General features: G+C 65.0%; 20 protein-coding genes and 2 pseudogenes. 10 read left to right on the top strand and 12 right to left on the bottom strand.

The genetic code is table 11. The annotated features are described in order from the left end of the window. Window positions 1-23: 23 nt before the first annotated feature. Entirely contained in the window at window positions 24-1,208 is a 1,185-nt protein-coding gene (locus H7K34_RS03715) for an acyl-CoA dehydrogenase family protein (RefSeq protein WP_264060036.1), read from the top strand. Window positions 1,209-1,229: 21 nt separating this feature from the next. Here H7K34_RS03715 and H7K34_RS03710 read toward each other — a convergent pair whose 3' ends face one another. Both H7K34_RS03710 and H7K34_RS03705 read right to left on the bottom strand, forming a co-directional pair. After that, the gene (locus H7K34_RS03710) at window positions 1,230-1,949 is read right to left on the bottom strand and encodes a PE family protein (RefSeq protein WP_264060033.1); all 720 of its coding nucleotides are present in this window, start codon (window positions 1,947-1,949) and stop codon (window positions 1,230-1,232) included. Between the two features lie 114 nt (window positions 1,950-2,063). Beyond that, the gene (locus tag H7K34_RS03705; protein WP_264060031.1) at window positions 2,064-2,936 is read right to left on the bottom strand and encodes an alpha/beta fold hydrolase; all 873 of its coding nucleotides are present in this window, start codon (window positions 2,934-2,936) and stop codon (window positions 2,064-2,066) included. A 67-nt stretch (window positions 2,937-3,003) separates the two neighbouring features. Here H7K34_RS03705 and H7K34_RS03700 point away from each other — a divergent pair, with 67 nt between their 5' ends. Further along, entirely contained in the window at window positions 3,004-3,906 is a 903-nt protein-coding gene (locus H7K34_RS03700) for an NAD-dependent epimerase/dehydratase family protein (protein ID WP_264060029.1), read from the top strand. A gap of 5 nt (window positions 3,907-3,911) precedes the next feature. Here H7K34_RS03700 and H7K34_RS03695 read toward each other — a convergent pair whose 3' ends face one another. Continuing rightward, window positions 3,912-5,291 carry a hydroxyacid-oxoacid transhydrogenase gene (locus H7K34_RS03695; RefSeq protein WP_264060028.1) on the bottom strand — a complete coding sequence of 460 codons (1,380 nt, stop codon included), beginning with the start codon at window positions 5,289-5,291 and terminating at the stop codon, window positions 3,912-3,914. On the opposite strand from H7K34_RS03695, the gene H7K34_RS03690 reads away from it, so the two are divergent. Together H7K34_RS03690 and H7K34_RS03685 are read left to right on the top strand one after the other, a co-directional pair. Then, on the top strand, window positions 5,290-5,760 hold the full coding sequence (locus H7K34_RS03690) for a hypothetical protein (RefSeq protein WP_264060026.1): 471 nt from the start codon (window positions 5,290-5,292) through the stop codon (window positions 5,758-5,760). The two genes, H7K34_RS03695 and H7K34_RS03690, sit on opposite strands and share 2 nt — an antisense overlap. Window positions 5,761-5,884: 124 nt before the next feature. Then, complete coding sequence (locus H7K34_RS03685; RefSeq protein ID WP_264060024.1) at window positions 5,885-7,339, top strand: aldehyde dehydrogenase family protein; 1,455 nt, start codon at window positions 5,885-5,887, stop codon at window positions 7,337-7,339. Window positions 7,340-7,412: 73 nt separating this feature from the next. Here the strand turns inward: H7K34_RS03685 and H7K34_RS03680 are convergent, their stop codons facing one another. Both H7K34_RS03680 and H7K34_RS03675 read right to left on the bottom strand, forming a co-directional pair. Next, on the bottom strand, window positions 7,413-7,667 hold the full coding sequence (locus H7K34_RS03680) for a hypothetical protein (protein WP_264060022.1): 255 nt from the start codon (window positions 7,665-7,667) through the stop codon (window positions 7,413-7,415). Window positions 7,668-7,798: 131 nt separating this feature from the next. Then, window positions 7,799-9,265 carry an amino acid permease gene (locus tag H7K34_RS03675; protein ID WP_264060017.1) on the bottom strand — a complete coding sequence of 489 codons (1,467 nt, stop codon included), beginning with the start codon at window positions 9,263-9,265 and terminating at the stop codon, window positions 7,799-7,801. Window positions 9,266-9,428: 163 nt separating this feature from the next. Between H7K34_RS03675 and H7K34_RS03670 the strand changes: the two genes are divergently transcribed. Further along, window positions 9,429-9,764, top strand: coding sequence for a hypothetical protein (locus H7K34_RS03670; protein ID WP_264060015.1), 336 nt, complete (start codon window positions 9,429-9,431; stop codon window positions 9,762-9,764). A 3-nt stretch (window positions 9,765-9,767) separates the two neighbouring features. On the opposite strand, the gene H7K34_RS03665 is transcribed toward H7K34_RS03670, so the two are convergent. After that, on the bottom strand, window positions 9,768-10,778 hold the full coding sequence (locus tag H7K34_RS03665; RefSeq protein WP_264060014.1) for an NADP-dependent oxidoreductase: 1,011 nt from the start codon (window positions 10,776-10,778) through the stop codon (window positions 9,768-9,770). Window positions 10,779-10,812: 34 nt separating this feature from the next. On the opposite strand from H7K34_RS03665, the pseudogene H7K34_RS03660 reads away from it, so the two are divergent. The 3 genes and pseudogenes from H7K34_RS03660 to H7K34_RS03650 form a co-directional block, all read left to right on the top strand. After that, window positions 10,813-10,932, top strand: a pseudogene (locus H7K34_RS03660) (class I SAM-dependent methyltransferase); the annotation flags it as partial. Window positions 10,933-11,039: 107 nt separating this feature from the next. After that, window positions 11,040-11,891: a TIGR03560 family F420-dependent LLM class oxidoreductase gene (locus H7K34_RS03655; protein ID WP_264060013.1), complete on the top strand. Its 852-nt coding sequence runs from the start codon at window positions 11,040-11,042 to the stop codon at window positions 11,889-11,891. A 59-nt stretch (window positions 11,892-11,950) separates the two neighbouring features. Continuing rightward, the gene (locus H7K34_RS03650) at window positions 11,951-12,607 is read left to right on the top strand and encodes a hypothetical protein (RefSeq protein WP_264060012.1); all 657 of its coding nucleotides are present in this window, start codon (window positions 11,951-11,953) and stop codon (window positions 12,605-12,607) included. A gap of 9 nt (window positions 12,608-12,616) precedes the next feature. Here the strand turns inward: H7K34_RS03650 and H7K34_RS03645 are convergent, their stop codons facing one another. Both H7K34_RS03645 and H7K34_RS03640 read right to left on the bottom strand, forming a co-directional pair. After that, on the bottom strand, window positions 12,617-13,444 hold the full coding sequence (locus tag H7K34_RS03645) for a glycoside hydrolase family 16 protein (RefSeq protein WP_264060011.1): 828 nt from the start codon (window positions 13,442-13,444) through the stop codon (window positions 12,617-12,619). A gap of 958 nt (window positions 13,445-14,402) precedes the next feature. Continuing rightward, window positions 14,403-14,879 (bottom strand): annotated as a pseudogene (locus H7K34_RS03640) (TetR/AcrR family transcriptional regulator); the annotation flags it as partial. Here H7K34_RS03640 and H7K34_RS03635 point away from each other — a divergent pair. After that, window positions 14,839-16,158, top strand: a complete 1,320-nt coding sequence (locus H7K34_RS03635) for a cytochrome P450 (protein ID WP_264060010.1) — start codon at window positions 14,839-14,841, stop codon at window positions 16,156-16,158. The pseudogene H7K34_RS03640 and the gene H7K34_RS03635 sit on opposite strands and share 41 nt — an antisense overlap. Window positions 16,159-16,212: 54 nt before the next feature. Here the strand turns inward: H7K34_RS03635 and H7K34_RS03630 are convergent, their stop codons facing one another. From H7K34_RS03630 to H7K34_RS03620, 3 genes are read right to left on the bottom strand one after another with little or no spacing between them, the layout of a single operon-like run. Beyond that, window positions 16,213-16,350: a hypothetical protein gene (locus H7K34_RS03630; protein WP_264060009.1), complete on the bottom strand. Its 138-nt coding sequence runs from the start codon at window positions 16,348-16,350 to the stop codon at window positions 16,213-16,215. Between the two features lie 28 nt (window positions 16,351-16,378). Beyond that, window positions 16,379-16,564, bottom strand: a complete 186-nt coding sequence (locus tag H7K34_RS03625) for a GntR family transcriptional regulator (protein WP_264060007.1) — start codon at window positions 16,562-16,564, stop codon at window positions 16,379-16,381. Window position 16,565: 1 nt separating this feature from the next. Next, window positions 16,566-17,207 carry a carboxymuconolactone decarboxylase family protein gene (locus tag H7K34_RS03620; protein ID WP_264060005.1) on the bottom strand — a complete coding sequence of 214 codons (642 nt, stop codon included), beginning with the start codon at window positions 17,205-17,207 and terminating at the stop codon, window positions 16,566-16,568. Between the two features lie 287 nt (window positions 17,208-17,494). Between H7K34_RS03620 and H7K34_RS03615 the strand changes: the two genes are divergently transcribed. Beyond that, window positions 17,495-18,283, top strand: a complete 789-nt coding sequence (locus H7K34_RS03615) for a glycerophosphodiester phosphodiesterase family protein (protein ID WP_264059998.1) — start codon at window positions 17,495-17,497, stop codon at window positions 18,281-18,283. Here the strand turns inward: H7K34_RS03615 and H7K34_RS03610 are convergent, their stop codons facing one another. Further along, on the bottom strand, window positions 18,284-18,961 hold the full coding sequence (locus H7K34_RS03610) for a cutinase family protein (RefSeq protein ID WP_264060525.1): 678 nt from the start codon (window positions 18,959-18,961) through the stop codon (window positions 18,284-18,286). Window positions 18,962-18,976 lie beyond the last annotated feature (15 nt).

The raw sequence follows: 18,976 nt of genomic DNA, 5'->3' as shown, positions 1-18,976 counted from the left end.
GGTTTGACAAGGAGAGAGCGCCAATGACGTCGTTAGCCGATACGGACGACCGTGTGGTCTCGCTGGCGCGCGGCATGCGCGACCTCGTGGGAGCGCAGGCCGCGGAGTCCGAACGGATCCGGACCCTGTCCGCGCCGATCGTGGCTGAGATGTGGGCCAGCGGGCTGATGTCCTCGTTCAACCCCGCGGTGGCCGGCGGTGTAGAGCCGTCCTTCACCGAGATGATCGAGACATGGATCGAAATGGCTTGGCAGGACGGCTCATTCGGATGGGTCGGCATCGCCAACCTGCCGTCGTCGTTCGCCGCGGCAGCCTATCTGCCCGACGAAGGTTTCGCCGAGGTGTTCACCGCTCACGGCAACCGCGTGACCATGGGCGGCCAGTTCTTTCCCAACGGACAGGGCACAGTCGTCGACGACGGATTTCTGCTGAACGGAGCGTGGAGCTTCGGTTCCGGCATCGGCCACTCCGAATACGTCGCGGCCGGATTTCTGCCGTTGGACAACGGTGAGATGCGCTGGATCAGCGAGGGCCTGCCCGAGATGCACGTAGCCGTGCTGCCCCGAGACCAGGTCAGCTTCAACGACGGATGGCACGTACAGGGGCTCAAAGCAACCGGTTCCTACGACTACAGCGTCACCGACGTGTTCGTCCCGGCCAGCCGCACCTTCGAACTGTTCAGCCGCCAGCCACGCCGTGGGACCTCGCCGGCCACCCGGATGGGGCTGATGCCCGTCACCGCCGCCGGTCACGCGTCGTGGGCACTGGGCGTGGCCAAGAGCATGCTCGACGACGTCCAGGAACTGGCCGCCACCAAATTCCGGATGAGCGACATGGCATCACTGGCTAGTCGCCCCACCTTCCAAAAGGGGCTCGCACACCACCGGGCGGCCTGGCGAGCCGCCCGGCTTCTGGTGCTCGACGCCTTCACCACAGCCGAAACGACCGTGGCCGCCGGCGAAGATCTCACCCCAGCCCTGCGTGCCGACATGCGAGTGGCCGCCGTCTACGCCACCGACACCGCCCGAAACTGCGCCGAATGGGCGCACCTGGTCGCCGGGACCAGCGCGATCCGCGAGGGCACTCGCCTCGAACGCGCCTTCCGTGACATCTACACCGGAACCCAGCACGCCTTCATCAGCGAGAAAGTGGCCATCGACGCCGCACAAATATGGCTCGGCATTATCGAAGATCAACCAGGGCTGTAAACCGCTGTCGCGCAGGTTCTCTCAGAGCAGCCGCTCACCAGCAGCATCGGAAATCTCGCGGCCCGGGTCATTCTCGTCGCCGGTCAACGACGATGCCAGTGCCGGTCCGGCGCCGCCCGCGGCCGCTCCGCCCGCCGTAGCGCCGCCGACGCCGCCCTGACCAGCCGAGCCGAGGGAACTCAGCGTGCTCAACGGGGCGCTGCCGGCACCGAGCAGCGTTGACGCGGCGTTCGTTACCGCGGGCATCGAAGCTCCGCCGGTCGACGGGGTCGGCGACACGGCACCTGCGATCAAATTGGCCATCGCCGGGGTGCGGGCCGGCGTTCCTGCCACGCCGGGCACCGCTTCGGCACGTAGCAGCCTCGCACCCGTACTGGGGCCCAGCGGGTTCGCCCACGGACCGCCCACGCTGCCGAATTCGATGGCGCCACTGCGTGCCGCATTGGCCTCCAGGTGGCCGGCGGCCGTCGCGTCGACCTGCGCGTACATCCGGGTGATGTTCACCAGCGCCGCACCCATGCGTGAAATCTCCTCGTGTGCCGCGGCGTGGGCGGTGAGCGTCATGCTGGCCTCGACGCCAAACGCCATCGCGGCCTGCATCGAGATCTCCTCGGCACCCGCGGGCACCAGCGCGGTGATCGACGGCGCAGCGGCTGCACCTGCGGTGATGGCACGAACACCCATGTCCGTCAATTGCCCACCGATGACGGCAACAGCCGGATCGTGGGACATGGATGTCATGTACGTCCTGCTCCTAGGTATTGGTGCGCACACCTTGGCGGAATGCATTCATTCTACTGAGGCGCCCGGCCGCCAGGTGCACAAATCTCGGCCGCACTGCGACCGGGGATCCGGTCACAGGTAAGTCAACAATCGATCGGTGAATTCCTCGGGATGTTCTCGGTGCATGAAATGCCCACCGGGGACCTCCTCGACGATGTACTCGCCCTCGAACATCCGCGCAGCGCCGCGATAATCCGAGGGCTCGGCGACGGGATCATCCAGTCCGGCAAAGGCGACCGTCGGCACCTTGATCCGGGTTTTCAATGATGCACTCGGCACGGGGGAGAGCTTTCGGTAGTAGCCGAAGGCGGCGTTGAGGCTCGCCGGATTCGCAAAGCTCGCGCGCACGGCATCGAACTCGCCCGGATCAGGGTTCCACAGCGGCGACCATCGCCGGTAGATCGCGGGCAGCGCCGCGAAGTCATTGCGCGCGAAGCGTTTCGCCGCACCCGGCAGCTTGTACGCCACGAAATGGCGGACGCCCCAAGCCTTGCGCAGCGTTGGCTTGAGCGCCGCCGGATGTGGAATGCCGATGACGAAAAGCCTTGTCACCCGATCCGGGGCGAGTGCGGCCGCGCCGTAGGCAGCCGATGCTCCCCAATCGTGTCCGATGACGATGGCGTCGCGCGCCCCGAGCGCTTCGATCAACGCCAGCGGATCACGGGCCAAGGTTTCTTGATCGGGGTCGCGATCCGGGATCCCGCTGGGGTCATATCCCCGCATATAGGGGCTCACCACGCGATAGCCCTTCGCGGCGATTCGCGGGCGCAGCTGGTCCCAGGAATGGGCGGTGTCGGGGAACCCGTGCAACATCAGCACGAGAGGCCCCGAACCCTCGTCAAGACATGCGAATCTGAGCCCGTTCGCCTCGACGAAAAGCATCGAATCAGCCATGACTTGGGCGACGTTACGCCGATCGTCGCGGTCCGGCGAGCTCAGGCTCACGCCGGTTCCACAGCATCGCCGACGCCCCCCCGGCAGATGTCCCCCGAGCGTCGCCTAACATCAGCAGATGCACGGCTCAAAGATCCTGATCACCGGCCCAACCGGGCAAGTTGCCACCCCCGTCGCCAAGGCGCTGGCAGCCGACAACGAGGTGTGGGGCATCGCCCGGTTCACCAATCCCGCGGTTCGAGAGGACCTCGAGAAATCGGGCGTGCGGTGTCAGACGGTCAACCTGGCCGCCGGCGACTTCACCGGTCTCCCAAACGACTTCGACTACGTCCTCAACCTTGCGGTGGCCAAGAGTGGCCACTGGGACAAGGACATGGGGGCTAACGCCGAATCCGTCGGGCTCCTGATGGCTCACTGTCGCAACGCAAAAGCCTTCCTGCACTGCTCATCTGGGGCCGTCTACGACCCGCCGGACGACGAAATCCGGACCGAGGACGCCGCCTTGGGCGACAACCACAAGCCGTTGTTCCCCACCTACTCAATCTCCAAGATCGCCGGCGAGGTCGTCGCCCGCACGATGGCGCGCGCGCTGGGCGTACCGACGACGATCGCCCGCCTCAACGTCCCCTACGGCGACAACGGCGGGTGGCCGTTCTATCACATGGAGATGTTGCTGGCCGAAATCCCGATTCCCGTCCCGGCCGGCGGCCCGGCCCGCTACACCCCGATCCACGAGGACGACATCATCGCCACCATCCCGAAGCTGTTCGAGGTGGCGTCGGTCCCGGCCACCACCCTCAACTGGTGCGGCGAGCAGACCGTCAGCCTGCAGGATTGGTGCACCTATCTCGGATCATTGGTCGGCAAGGCGCCGGTGTTCGAGGAAAGCGGGCAGGCGCTACGCGGCAATCCCACCGACGCAAGCCGGATGCGCGAGCTGGTCGGCGCCGCGGCGGTGGACTGGCACGACGGGATGCGCCGCATGGCAGCCAAGTTCCACCCCGACCTCGTCGGCGCCTAGCGCGGCTACCAGTAGCGCATGGCGTGGCCGAACAAATCGGCCAGCACCGGCTTGCTCATCTCTCGCGGGGCGTTCTGCAACAGACGTTGCTGGGGGAAAGCGCCCTCGGTGAGAGCCGCGATGTCGTCGTCGGTGTAGCCCACCCCGCTCAGCCCGTTCGGCATACCCACCGCACGCATGATGCGGATGATTTCCGATGCGAGCACCTCGCCCGCATCGTCGGGACCGGCGTCGCGGGTGTCGGCGCCGAGCAATCGGGCCGCTTCGATATGCCGCTGCGGACTGGCCTGCGCCGTGAAACGGAATACCGCGGGCGCGTTGACGATCACGGACATGCCGTGCGGCACCAGCGACTCGTGGGGCGGGTATCCGGCGGGGTGGAAGTCCCGCACCAGCCCGGCAACCGCGTAGGCCATGCCATGCGGCGCGTGGACGCCCGCGTTGCCGAAGGCGATGCCCGCAAGCGTTGCGGCCCACATCATCTGCTCGCGCGCATCGCCGTCGGAGGCATCGCGCACTGCTGGCTCCAAGTTGCGGCCCAGTACCCGCAGCGCCTCGCTGCAGCCCAAGTCGCTCCACGGGTTGGCGCCCTGACTCATCGGGCGCAGGCTGGGCCGCGCGGGAGCGGGCCGGTGCACGTAGGGGCGCGCGGTGTACGACTCGAGGGCGTGCGACAGCACGTCCAGGCCCGCGGCGGCGACGACTCCACCGGGCAGGCTGGCCGTGCAATCGGGGTCGACGAGCGCCTCGGTGGGCCGCAACGCGGGCGACGCGATTCCGGTCTTCACCGTCAGCGAAAGCAGGTCGAAGATCGCGATGCCGGTGACCTCGCTACCGGTGCCGGCGGTGGTGGGGCAGGCGATGTGCGGCCTGAGCGGTCCGGGTATCGGTTTGCCTTCGCCGATGGGCGCATTGACGTACGCCAGAAAGTCCGCTGGATAGGTGGCGTACAGATTGGCGGCCTTGCACGTGTCGATTGCCGAACCGCCACCCAGCGAAACGTAGCCATCGGGCTTCGCCTCTTGGGCGAAGCGGGTGGCTTCGGCGAATGACGCGTCCGTCGGTTCGACGTGCACGTCGGTGTAGGCGACGACGTCCACACCGGCCCCGGCCAGCGAGTCGCGCGCCCTGGCGAAGATGGGCAGGGCCGCCACGCTGGCGTCGGAGAACAGGGCCACTCGCCGAAGGCCCAGCGCGCCGGCCCGCTCGCCCAACTCGGCGATACAGCCGCGCCCGAACGTTATCCGGGAAGAGTCGACGGTAAAGGCTCCGTCGCAGCCCTGAGCCACAGCCGGGAATTCGCAGCACGCCATGCTGCTATCCAACAACTCCACACTCGGCCGGCCAATGGCGGCCGGGTTGGTCCGCGGGCAAGATGCACCCATGCCGCTCTACATTCGTCACACCCGGTCGGCCCGAATCGTTGAGCTGTCGCGCCGGATCTGCGGCAAGTTGGCCGAACACGCCGCGTCGCGCCAAATCGACCTCAACGATGTCCGGGTGTGGCTGACGCATAGCGAAAACCCGCCGGCCAGTTCGGCATTCGGCAGACTACTGCGCCGGCGCGCCAATCCGGTCGATCCCGACGAAGAGCACTGGACCGCGGTGGTGCTGCATCCCACGCAACTACTCGTGGCGACCGACGGCGCAAAGCGCGGGACCGCAGTGCTGTCCGTGCCATTGCTGCAGGCGTCGATAACGGCGGACACCGGCTCCGGCGATCCTGCCGGATTCACGATCACGGGTTTCCCGGGCGAGCAAACCGGCAGCTACTACGTCGGACTCGGGCCCGAACCCGATGCCGCTGGATGCATTTCGGCCGTGCAGGCGGCGATCGGCGCGGCCAAGCAATAGGACATCGCGCAACCGGAGCCGGCCACCGCCTTGACCGCACTATACTGACAATGCTAAGCAGGTGCTCAGCATTCATGGGCACGGCAGCCCCGGGCTCGATCAAAGTTGATCGGGAAGGAAGCAGATGACGCTGCAGGCAGTACTGGACGAGCTGAGTAAGCGCCCCGGCTCGGGCGAGACCATTCCGATCATCAACCCGGCGACTGAAGAGACGATCACCGAGTTCACCGACTGCGGTCCGGAGGCGGTGAACGAGGCCGCGGCGCGGGCGAAGGCGTCCTTCGAGTCGGGCGTCTGGTCGGAGCTGCCGGGCCGCGAGCGGGCCAAGGTCTTGTGGCGGATCGGGGACTTGATCGACGAGCACGCCGAAGAGTTCGCCCAACTCGACTCGCTCAACACCGGCATGCCGCTGATGCAGGCCCAGTTGCAGATGTCCACCGTTTCGGAGTTCTTCCGCTACTACGCCGGCTGGTGTTCGAAGATCAACGGCGTCGCGTACGACGTGAAGACCGACGGCATCGCGACCGACACCTACGTCAACATGCACGCCTACACGCTCAAAGAGCCGTACAGCGTGGTGGGCCTGATCTTCCCGTGGAACGGCCCCATCTTCAACGCGAGCGCAAAGCTGGCGCCGGCCCTGGCCGCGGGCAGCAGCCTGCTCGTCAAGCCCGCCGAGGAGACGCCGCTGTCGGCAGTGCTGTTGGACAGGCTCATCCACGAGGCCGGCGTTCCTGAGGGTGTCGTCAACCTGCTGACCGGTTACGGGCACACCGCGGGTGCGGCAATCACCGCCCATCGCGACGTCCAAAAGGTCGCCTTCACCGGTTCGACGGAGGTCGGCAAGGAGATCGTGCGGGCATCGGCCGACAACCTGAAGAAGGTCACGCTCGAACTCGGTGGCAAGTCGCCGGTGCTGATCTTCGACGACGCAGACTTGAGCAAGGCCATCATGATGGCGTCACTGGGTATCTTCGTGCACTCCGGTCAGGGCTGCGTGTGTGGGTCGCGGATCTTCGCACAGCGCGCAGTGTACGACCAGGTCGTGGAAGGCATTGCCGCGATGGCGAACACGTTCAAGCTGGGCGCCCCGAGCGAGGAGGGTTGCGTCAGCGGCCCGCTGATCAGCCAGAAGCAGCTAACCCGCGTGATGGGCTTCATTGACGAAGGCCGCGATGACGGCGTCGATGTGGTCACCGGCGGTCACCGGCTGGACCGCAAGGGCTACTTCGTGCACCCGACGGTGCTCACCAACGTCGACACCAGCATGCGGCTGTACCAGCAGGAGATCTTCGGGCCGGTGGTCAGCATCCTGCCGTTCGACGACGAAGACGAGGCCGTGGCCCTGGCCAACGACACCACCTACGGCCTAGCTGCCACCGCCTGGACCGAGAACCTCGGCCGGGCCCACCGGATCATGAAGCGACTGCAAGCCGGCAGTGTGCAGGTGAACTGCCAACTGGTCTTCGATCACGATGTGCCGTTCGGCGGACACAAGCAATCCGGCTGGGGTCACGAGTTCGGCAAAGAGGGCCTCGACATTTACCTGAAGACGAAGTCGGTCTGGGCCCAGCTGTAAAGCGCGGCCCCGCGACGCGAAAAGTCCCGGACCCCAACCAGGTCCGGGACTTTCCGGTGACCGCCCGACGGCGTCAGGATCCTTTGTTGTAGCGAGTCAGGAACCCGACGGACGCGACCCCCGCGGCGGTGCCGATCACACCCCACAGCACCAGCTGGAAAGCCATCGCAGAAATGAACCAGCCAAACGTCATTCCGATGTAGAGCATCCAGATCAGTCGGAAAAAGCTCCAGACCGCAAGCAGGCCGGTGCTGATCCCGATGTACAGGCTCCGTTGGCGATCGACGCGGTTGATCTGCTCCTGGACGCTGGTCGGCACGATGTTCATTTGCTGTCTTCCCTTCATGAGGCGCCGCCTCGTTGGCGGTGTCGTTGCGACAAGTACAGACGGCCGGATCGGCTACCGATCCCAACAACGTCCGAGCCCCATCGCTGACCTGCGGTGGTAAAGACGCGAACTCAGGATGCCGGCGCTGTTGTCCCGGCTCGCTCGCCGACCGCGTGATTCATTTCGGTCAGGAACTGTCGGTAACGCTCGGCGTGGTTAGGGCGGCGTCGCACGATCAGCCAGCCGACACCGAGGACTACAAACCACCCGGGGAACCACGCCAACGCGATCGCGGTGTCATTTTCCGCACCGAGTGTCCAGATGACGAACACGAAGAAGACAAGGACGGCCCCGCACATCACCCGGCCACCTGGCATTTTGAAGGTCGACTCCGCATGACGTTGTGCGTGTCGGCGGCGATAGACGAGGTAGCTGACGATGATCATCGCCCAGACGAACATGAACAGCAGCGCCGAAATTGCTGTCACGAGCGTGAAAGCGCCCATCACCGAACCGCGGAAGTGCTGCAGCGGGATGGACGTCAGCAGCAGTGCGGCCGTCAGAAACAGCGCCGACGCCGGCACGCCGCCGCGGTTCAGCCGGCGGAAAACCGCTGGCGCACTACCTTCGTCGGCCAGACCGTAAAGCATGCGGCCGGTGGAGTACATCCCGGAGTTGGCCGCCGAGGCGGCCGCGGTGGTCACGACAAAGTTGACGATCGACGCAGCACCGGCAAGGCCGGCCAGGGAGAACATCATGACGAACGGTGACTCGTTTCCGGCGAAGCGCCGCCAGGGGATGACTGTGAGAATCACCAGAAGCGCACCGATGTAGAAGATCGCCACCCGCAGCGGCACGGCATTGATTGCGCGGGGGAGGGTGCACCGCGGGTTCGCCGTCTCGGCCGCCGCAGCGCCGACCAGTTCCACACCGACAAACGCGAAGAACGCGATCTGGAATCCACCGACCATGCCCATGAAACCCGTGGCGAAGAATCCGCCATCGTTCCAAAGATTTTCGATCGTCGCGGGATAGCCTTGCGGGGAAACGAAATTGGTGCTCAGCAGGATTGCGCCGACGATCATCAAGCCGATGATCGCAGCGACTTTGATCAAGGCGAACCAGAATTCGATCTCCCCGAAATTGCGGACGCTGAACAAATTGAACAGCAGGATCAGTCCGCATGCGGCGAGCGCGGGCACCCACCCCGGTAAGCCAGGCCACCAGAACTGTAAGTAACCCGAGATCGCGACGAGTTCTGCGATCCCGGTGACGATCCAGGCAAACCAGTACGACCACCCGACGAAAAAGCCTGCGGCAGGCCCTAATAGGTCGGCCGCGAAGTCGACGAACGACTTGTAGTTCAGGTTCGACAGCAGCAGTTCGCCCATCGCCCGGAGTACGAAAAACAAGAAGAACCCGATGATTCCGTAAACCACCACGACCGACGGACCGGCGCGGGAGATCGTTCGTCCGGCGCCCATGAACAGACCCGTCCCGATCGTGCCGCCGATGGCGATCAGCTGAACGTGGCGGTTGGACAGACCCCGGTGAAGCTGCGAGACAGCAGGATTGAACTCGCCGACGTCCTCGCTCATGTGTCACGTCCTCGTGGGTTCCGAGTTGTTGGCAACCACAGCTAACTCCTGTTGTAGCCAAACACAATAATTCTTACCTTCGCCTCCGGCCCTGACCACGCCGATTGTCAATTCACGTACGCTCACCTGCATGAGCTGGTTCGGGCGAGCAAAGGAAGCCAGTGTGGGCCAGCGGGTCACGCGGTCCGACAAGCAACAGGCGATCGACACGATCGCCGAACTCAACGCGCTCAATGCAGAACGGGAGCGGCTGATGCGCGAAGGCCTGCCGGGTGTTGCGACGATCGTGGCCATCCACGAGAACGTCGCGGCGACGCCGCTGGGTTGTTGGCACGAGCTGGAACTGGAAGTGCAGTTGCCCGACCAGGACCCCTACCGCGCCAGGCGGCGCGTCTCACTGCAGCTGTCGGCGTCCCCGCACATCGCGGTTGGTGCCCAGGTGCCGGTTCGAGTCGATCGCGGGGACCTGTCGAAGGTCCTCGTCGTCGCGACGCCATGACCGCTAGCTCGTCTTGACCATCAGCTTGCCGACGTTTTTACCGTCAAACAGCATGTTGATTGCGGTCGGCAGCTGTTCGAAGCCCTCGACGACGGTCTCCAGCGGCGTCAGCTTGCCCGCCGCGATCAGGCCGGCGATCTCGCCTGCCGCCTCGGCTGCACGGCCCAAGTGGTCCAGAACGATGAAGCCCTGCAGGGTCGCGCGCTGGATCAACAGATTCCCGAAGGCGCGCGGCCCGGGAGGCGGGTCGGCCTCGTTGTAGCCCGAGATCAGGCCGCACAGCGCGACGCGCGCCCCGATATTGAGGCGGGCGAACACCGCGTCCATGATGACGCCACCGACGTTCTCGAAGTCGACGTCGATGCCTTTGGGCGTCGCCGCCCTGAGTTGAGCGGCCCAGTCGTCGGCGCGGTAGTCGACGGCGGCGTCGAAGCCGAGTTCCTCGGTGAGCAGCCGGCATTTGTCCGGGCCGCCGGCGATTCCGACAACGCGCGCGCCGTCGGCCTTGGCGAGCTGGCCGGCGATCGAGCCGACCGCGCCCGCCGCGGCCGAGACGACGACGGTCTCACCTGGCTGGGGCTTGCCGATGTCGCGGATCCCGAGCCACGCGGTCAGCCCTGTGGTCCCGAGCGCGCCCATGTAGGCGCTTGGGGAGACCCCGTCGGCGACGTCGACCCCGAACAACGGAGCGGTGTCGGAGACCACCAGGTACTCCTGCCAACCGACGAGGCCCTGGACGATCTGGCCGACCGAATAATTGGGATTCTTCGATTCGACGACGTGGCCGAGTCCGCCCGCCCGCATGACCTCGCCGATACCGACCGGAGGAAGGTAGGTCGGAGTGTCGTTGATCCAGGTCCGATTGGTCGGATCGAGCGAGATCCAGTCGACGCGCACCAGCGCCTCGCCATCCGCGATCTCGGGAACCGCCTCCTCACTCAGCTCGAACGTGCTAGGGCCGATACGTCCGGTGGGACGCTCACGCAAAAGGAAGCGGCGATTTCGATCAGGCATGAGCGCACGCTACGCCGGTACAATAACCCAACCTATGGCGGAGCACACCATTACCCGTGCTTCGGATACCGCACGTTGGACCGCATTGCATCGGGCAACCGAGTCGACACGCAACGGTGGGTGGCTCGTCGCGCGCACCAAGCTCATCGACGACTGACTAACCAGCAACCTGCACAACCGATTTCGTGGCCTTGCGCGCAGAAAAATCGGCCTGCGGACCATTCGCCTGCCAAAGCGCGCCGCCGATCGTAGTATCGCGACATGCGCATCTCGGTCAAATTCGACCTGAGCTTCCAGTACTCCGAGCTTGAGCGGCTGTGGCGCACCGCGGATCGTATTGGCTTCGAAGCGGTGTGGGATTACGACCATTTCTACGGACCAACGGAAAGCACTGACCCGACCTATGAGGGCTGGACCACCCTGGCCGCGATGGCTGCGGTTACCAAGCGGGCGCGGATCGGCTGCCTGGTGTCCAGCGTGACGTTCCGAAATCTCGCGGTCATGGCCAATATGGCGGCCACCGTCGACCACATTTCGGGTGGACGGCTCAACTTTGGGATCGGCGCCGGTTGGCATGAGGCCGAACATTGCGGGTACGGAATCGACTTTCCCAGCCCCGGCACCCGAGTCGCGATGGTCGACGAGGCTCTCACCGTGCTTCGCCGGCTCTGGTCGGAGGAATCGGTCACGTTCAGAGGGCAGTACTTCACCCTCGAGGAGGCGCTGTGCGAGCCCAAGCCTCTTCAGCACCCACACCCGCCGATCGTGATCGGCGGGAGCGAGCCAAAGATGCTGCGAGTCATTGCGCGTCACGCCAGCATGTGGAACATGCCCGGACACGAGGGGCCGCAACGATGGGGTGCTGTCAACGCCCAGCTCGACGAAGCATGCGCCGAGGTGAAGCGCGCGCCGGCCGAGATCCTGCGTTCGGCACAGATTTCGCTGCATCCCGCGGAAGCCGGTCAGGTGGACGAGCAGCTGGCGTTGTTGCCGGAGTTCGAGCAGCAGGGCTGCGAGCAGATGGTGCTGGCGTTCCGCCAGCCACCCACGAAAGCAATGCTCGAACGTTGCCTCGCCCTGGATTCCGCCTCTCGGCCGGTTGCAGCCGTCTGAGCCGCAAAGTTTGCCGCCGGCTCTTTAAAAGAAGGCTGTCGCGGAGGATTGTGACCTGGATGGACGCGTCGCGAGTTGCCGTGCTGCCGGTCGTCGCCGCCGCGCTGTTCTGGGTGACCGGACCGGCAACTGCCGATCCACCACCTACTCAACAGATCACGACGGTTGCCGTCGGCTCCAAGGGGCAGGCGGTCAACGGCTATCAAGAGACGCCTCCCGAGGGCAACGTCCCGTTCGTCAGCGGCTGCACACCATCGCCGTCCGCGGTGGCCGACGACGTCTACTCGTGCTCTCCCAGCGCGGCCGGCGCCGCTACCTGCTGGACGTCGACGCCGGGATCGCTGTTGTGCGTGGACAATCCATGGGATCAACGTCTGCACCGGGTCGCTTACCGCGGTCAACTCCCGCCAGTGCAGCCCACGAGTTCCCCAGAACCGTTTGCGCTCGCGCTCGACGACGGCACCCACTGTCTGCTGCGCAACGGCGGAGCATGGGACAGCCGCGATGACGGGTACGTCGGCGGCTACTGGTGCGGGAAGTCCAGCGCCAATCCCTCGGTGCTGTGCCTCCCGAGTGATCAGTCGTGCATCGACCGCTCGGGGCCCGTGTGGAGCGTCAAAGTCGGTCAACTGGGCGCGCCGGACGCCCACTTTCCGCCGCCGCAAGTGCACGCGGTAGCCAGCGCGTGGTTCGCCGGAGATCGCATACCGGGCTGACGCGGCCGGCTACCAGACCCGGATCCAGTCGACCAGCATGTCCGCGGGATAGCTACCCGACCCGGGATCGCCACCACCGGAGCCGGCGACAGCGAGGTTGAACACCGGATACACGGTGTAGCCAGGGCCGTTGAACGGCCAATCCGGTAGCGAGCTGGCCGGCACATCGAAGTACGGCTGGGCGCCGTCGGAATAGTCTTTCCAGAACCTGATGCCGGCCTCGTCCCACTGGCAGCGCCAGGTGTGCCAGGCGCTGTCGACCGCGATGTTGTGCGTCTTCCACTCACCGCCGTTCGCTTTGGCGTGCACGGTGGTCGCCGAGGGCCAGCTGCCGTTGCCGTACCACTCCATGACATCGATCTCGCCCTGCTCCTCGTTGCCGAGCCAATAGGCGGGCCAGGCGCCGGGGGTCAGGCAGCTCATTTTGATTCGGGCTTCCCAAGTGTGACCCACGCCACCCCGCCACAGGCTTTGCACCTTGCCGCTGAAGTAGGTGGGGCCATCTTTCGCCGCACGAAGGACGAGGTTGGAATTGCCGTCAACGAACACGTTGCGGCGATCGTCGCGGTACTGGCCGATGTGCTCGGGCAGCTCCCAGTACGTCGGGTCCTTGATCGTCTCGCGGGCTTTCGCGATTGCCCACTTCGACGAGTCGGGTGACGAGCCTGCCGGCCCATCGAATTCGTCCTGAAAAATGTAGCTTCCGGCCTGGCCACTGGGTGCGCCGGGCGGTGGGACCCGCCCTGGGAAAGCCTGGGCCGCAGGGATGGGGAGCGCGGCCGCCAACACACCGATCCCTGTCGTCAGCATCATGCGGCGACGGTCCATCTCTGGCATAAGCAAGCGACGATAGCAGCCCCCGCCGTACGGGGTCGAAACAGAAATTGTGTCGGTGGGCGTCGTTAACATTTGGATCGCCGCTCGGCCCAAAACCGACGGCAGCACGGTACTAGCTCGGAATTTGTCATTAATTCACGGCCAATTCTCATGATCACGCTTGGTTTGGTCTCAGGATTGCCTGGGCATCCTGGACACGAACAGATAACACGTCCGTGATTTTGCGGCTGAGTCGGATGCTCTGAGAGGAGTTGACAATCATGGCGAATGCATCAGGGTCGACGGTTATCTTCCTTCAGTCCCATCCGGCTTGGATCGCCGCCCAGCGTCGTGAGCGTGAACGCGCCGAATCTATGCATCGTCACCCGTCATCTCGGGGGCGGCGCGCCGCTGCAGGGGTTGACCACGCTGTCGCCGCTGCTGGCCGTCAGTTCAAGGCTTACTCGGGCTCCGACACACCCGCTTAAGCTGTTTCCGGACCCGCCATCAGAGAATCGGTCCGCGCCGCAGTCCTATCACCAACCAATAACCGGCACTCAAGCGAAATCCTGATCTTTTCGAAACTGCCTGACCGGCCTGTGCGCAGTGACCTGCACCCGCGGTTCAATTAAAGTTTGCTAAGTGGTACTTCCCGCACGCGTTAGCCCGACTACGCGGTCGCCTTCATTCAGCCAAGCCGTTCGCGCCCCCTGCCCGAATTACTACAATTTGTAGTAGCCGACGGCGGGCCGGTGACGCATTTGGGCCCTCGGTCGTAGTTGGCGGAATGATCCAGAGCCTTTTCGTGGTTGTGGCCGTGGCGCTAGCGGTCCGACAACACCGCTGTGCCGCCCAAGCCGCGCAGAAATGTCATATGGTTCTGGCGACTCACCGGCGCCGGCATAGTTCAAGCCGACAAAGCCACAACCCGGTCTGGCACTGGTACCACTGGTCACTTACGAAGCGCGAGCTAGCCCCATCAGCGAGGCCCGGTAATCATGGGCAACAGATACTGGCGCACATAGACGCGGGTGTCGTCGATGGTGGCGAGGTTGATGCTGGTGTGCGGAGTCACGATGAACGACAGCGTCAAACGGGTGTGGAGCTCTGAGACGGTGCGCAGGTGGCGCTCCTGGTCGGGCGTGATGGCGCCCGTGCCGTAGATCTCGGTGCGCAACTCGTCGACGCCCTGGTCTGTGGCGAAGTCGAGGATGGGGCCGGCCTCGACGGTCAGGCTTGGCAGCAGAGTCTCGGGCTCGGTGCGTAGCAGCTTTTTGAGCAAGCCGTGTTCCCGCAGGAATGTCACGGTGAACACGGTGCCGTAGACGAGGCGGTCCTCGAGCGTGGTGGCGTGCGCGCAGGCCTGAACATGGCCATCGAAATAGCGGTGAGCTTCCGCCAGCACAACGGCGTCAATGAGGGCAGCTTTGGTGGGGAAGCGGCGATACAAGGTGGCCATGCACGGCGTGCCGCGGGCGTTCATGAAGGTTCGGGGATGGCGCGGCGACCCGTTGGCCCGGCTGATCGCCAGTCACGGGCGGGTCACCGACCCCTACCCGTTGATGGAGGAGATCCGGGCACGCGGCACCCTGGTGTGCGCGCCCTTCACCTGGGTGAGCGTCGATCACCGAATTTGCCGAGAATTATTGCGCGACAAACGTTTCGATGTCACATCGCCGTCCGCGATGGACGTGCCGCGCCCGCTGCAAAGGATGATCGCCCGCACCGATGCCCCAGGCGTGGCCAATCCGGTCGAACCGCCCGCCATGGTCGTCGTCGACCCGCCCGAACACACCCGCTATCGACAACTGGTGGCGCAAAGCTTCACCCCACGCGCGATCGACCGGCTCAGCGCCCGCGTCACCGAAGTGACCGACGAGCTCATCGAGCGCCTCGCGGCGACGCCAAACCCGGATCTGATCGCTGATTTCGCGTCCCTACTGCCCGTGGCGGTCATTGGCGAAATTCTCGACCTGCCCTCCGATAGTCACCCCCAGATGCTGAAGTGGGGACACAGCGGGGCTCCGTTGCTGGACATCGGAATCGGCTGGCGAACGTACCGGCAGGCCATCGCCGCCCTGCGCGACGCCGATCACGAACTGCGCGAACGCTTCCGTCAATTGCGCTCCGGCGAGGTCGGCGACAATCCGTTCAGCCGGCTCGCGGCCCACGGCTCGCTGACCGATCACGAATTCACCGCGAACGCTGCGCTGCTCATCGGTACCGGCTTCGAGACCACCGTCAACCTGATCGGCAACGGCATCATGCTGCTGCTGCAACATCCCGATCAGCTTGCGCGATTGCGTGACGACCCCGAGCTATGGCCGTCCGCCGTCGAGGAGATCCTTCGGATCGACAGTCCGGTCCAGATGACGGCACGTACCGCGCACTGCGACGTCGATATCGCCGGCCAGCACATCGGCGCGGGCGACATGGTCGGCCTGCTTCTCGGCGGTGCCAACCGCGACCCGCAGGTATTCGCCCGCCCCGCTGACTTCGATATCACCCGGGCGAATGCGCGCGATCATCTGGCTTTCGCGTCCGGAATACACGCATGCCTGGGTGCGGCTTTGGCCCGCGTCGAAGGGACCACGGCGCTGCGCGCGTTGTTCGAGGCATTCCCCGACCTAGCGCTCACCGCGCCGCCGCAACGGCGGGGCCTGGTCAACCTGCGCGGGATTGCCCGCATGCCCGCACACCTGGGTACCAGGAGCGCCGCACCGCTGCGCGCGTGACACCGCGACGGCGACCCAATCAGCCGGCCGCAATCCTCTCGGTGACCGAAACGGTCACGAGGCATGGGTTTCGGTTTCGGCACGCGTGTGCGATCCCAACGCCAGCACACCGTCACGGCCCTGCATGATGTGCTCGGCCATCAGGGAACCGGCGCGCTGGGCCTCGCCGTCGGCGATCGCGTCGCGGAGCATCCGATGGAACAGGTTTGAGGGCTCACTTTCAGCCCGAGTCTGATGCCGGAACACTTGATACACCAACGGAATATCGACCGCGTGTGCGAGACAGGTCGAACATCTCGCCGATGCGCTGTTCAACGAGTCGCGAACCCGGCTCGAAATCACCCTCGGCGATCGCGCGCCGGATCAGCCGGTAAGCCAGGTCTGATCGGCCGTCGATCTCGGTCATCTCAGTCATCCCCCGCGGTAGCGGCGCCGATGTCCAGCACACCGCCGCCCTCGGGGTCGTCGACCTCCACGATCGGATCGTCGACGTCGTCGAACTCCAGGCGCAGCGCCCGCGACATGATCGCGTGCATGACGTACATGGTGGTGGTGTAGGTGAATTCGAGGATCTCGGTGTCAGTGAACACTTCCCGCAGTTGGGTGAACAACTGCTCGGGCACCCGGCCATGTTGGCCCGCAAGGCAATCCGCGTAGGCCAGCAGCAGCCGTTCGGTGTGATCGAAACAGTCGGCGGTCTCCCACGACGGTATCGCCGCGATCTTCTCCTCGGACAACCCCGCGGACCGGCACGCCTTGCAATGCTGGGAGTAGACGAACTGACTGCCGACCACCCAGCCCGCCCGGATCTGACCGAGCTCACGGTGATCGGGCCGGATGCTCACTTCTTGGCGGTACAGGCGAAAGCCACGAACAGCATGGCGCAGGGCAGCGGGGGACTGGGCCATCACCGTCCACCAGTTCCCAGGTGTTCCACCGACGGTGCCCGGTTCGGTCACCGGATCACGATCGCCGAACATGAAGTCGTACATCTTCAATGTGAATTCGTCGTTGACCTCACTCCTGGGAACAGGATTCAGGCGCGGCATTGCGGATCCTCTCGAGAAGAATGCAGATTGCATTCAATCCCAGCCCTATCCACGACGTCAATGCAGTTCGAGGTCCAACTATGGCGTGCATTGCGCACAGTCCGGTGAAACCATGTGCTGTGGAAATCGAGTGTGCGCCGCGGGCGTAATTTGAGCCCCGACTCCCGCCGTAGCCGCACACTCAAGCCGAAACGGCACACTCAAGGCGCGCCGCCGAGGTCCCCGGGTTCCGCGTAGCCTTTTGCCAAAGCTGGCAAGAGCGCGACAACGGATCGGCGGTTGACCCCATGAACGATGGCGGTGCGGAAACCCTCGAGTATCTCCGCAGCACTGGACGGATTGCCATGGCGCACAGGGGATTCACCTCGTTCAGGTTTCCCATGAACAGCATGGGCGCATTTCACGAGGCGGCGAAGCTGGGATTTCGCTACATCGAGACGGACGTTCGCGCCACCCGCGACGGAGTGGCGGTGATCCTGCACGACCGTCAGCTGCCCGCCCAGTCGGAGCTGCCGGGCACGATCGACCAACTTGCTTGGCCGGATGTCCGCACGGCGGATCTGGGTGCGGGGGAGTCTATCCCGACGCTGGAGGAACTCCTGGTCGAACTACCGACGATGCGGGTCAACATCGATATCAAGGCCGAGTCGGCCGTCGAACCGACCGTCGAGGTGATCGAGCGATTGAACGCGCATGACCGGGTGCTGGTGACAGCCTTCTCCGACCGGCGTCGCCGCCGCACACTGCGCTTGCTGTCCAAACGCGTCGCCACTTCGGCGGGCACCGTCGTGTTCCTGGCGCTGGTAGCGGCGAAAACGCCGGCCAGCCGGGCATACGCCTGGCGGATGTTGCACGACAGTGACTGCCTGCAACTGCCGCCGCGGCTCGGACGCCTACCAGTGATCACGCCCGCGCTGGTGCGGGCTGCCCACGCCTCGGGGCGTCAGGTGCACGCGTGGACGGTCGACGACCCGACCGCGATGCGGACGCTGCTCGACATCGGCGTGGACGGGATCATTACCGATCGCGCCGACTTACTGCGCGACGTGCTCGTCGCCCGTGACGAATGGCTCTAGCTAGAGCTTGCTCGCCGCGAAGTCGGCGGCCTGATTGGCCATGCCCGCGTCGATGTAGGCACCGGCGAGATGTGCAGGCCAGTTTTCCTTCCAGGTGTTCGGGTCGGCCGGGTTGCAGATCGGGTCCGCGCCGTGACACAAGTCGATGGTCCGGTCGTTGTAGGTCGGATTGAAGTTCGTAATCGGACCGACCCATTGGCTCCCGTTGCCGAACAACGCGACGGCGGCGATGTGCTGATCCATGCCCGGCGGCAGGGGGCTGTCGAAGCCGAACGCGCCGATGGGCGCGGCAAGCACCACGTCGGTGACGGCGGCACCAAGTGAGTAACCGCCTAACACCAGCCGGGTGTCCGGGCAGTTGTTGGCCATGTCCTGGATGTGATGGCTCATGTCGTTGGCACCGACGTCGACCTGCGTGTCGGCGGGGTACTTCACGGCGTACGAGCTGAAACTCTTATTGCCGACCTTGGATTGCAGATTATTGATGAATGCGTTGCCGAGTTGCCCCGGTCCCGGCGATTCATTTCGGCCACGGGCGAAAACCACCTGGACCTGAGGACAGCTAGCCGCCGCCGATGGCGCCGACCATTGCGACCCAAACGGCAGTGCCGCGGGCGCCAACATCAGTGCACCCGCGATCACGATCGCAGCCAGGCACACACCAACCGATTTACACATGAGTAGAACGCGCAC

It is taken from the genome of Mycobacterium montefiorense (genome assembly GCF_025823255.1).
GTDB classification, from domain to species: domain Bacteria; phylum Actinomycetota; class Actinomycetes; order Mycobacteriales; family Mycobacteriaceae; genus Mycobacterium; species Mycobacterium montefiorense.
The sequence above is the reverse complement of the archived record's forward strand: the minus strand, read 5'-3'. Positions and strand labels throughout refer to the sequence as shown.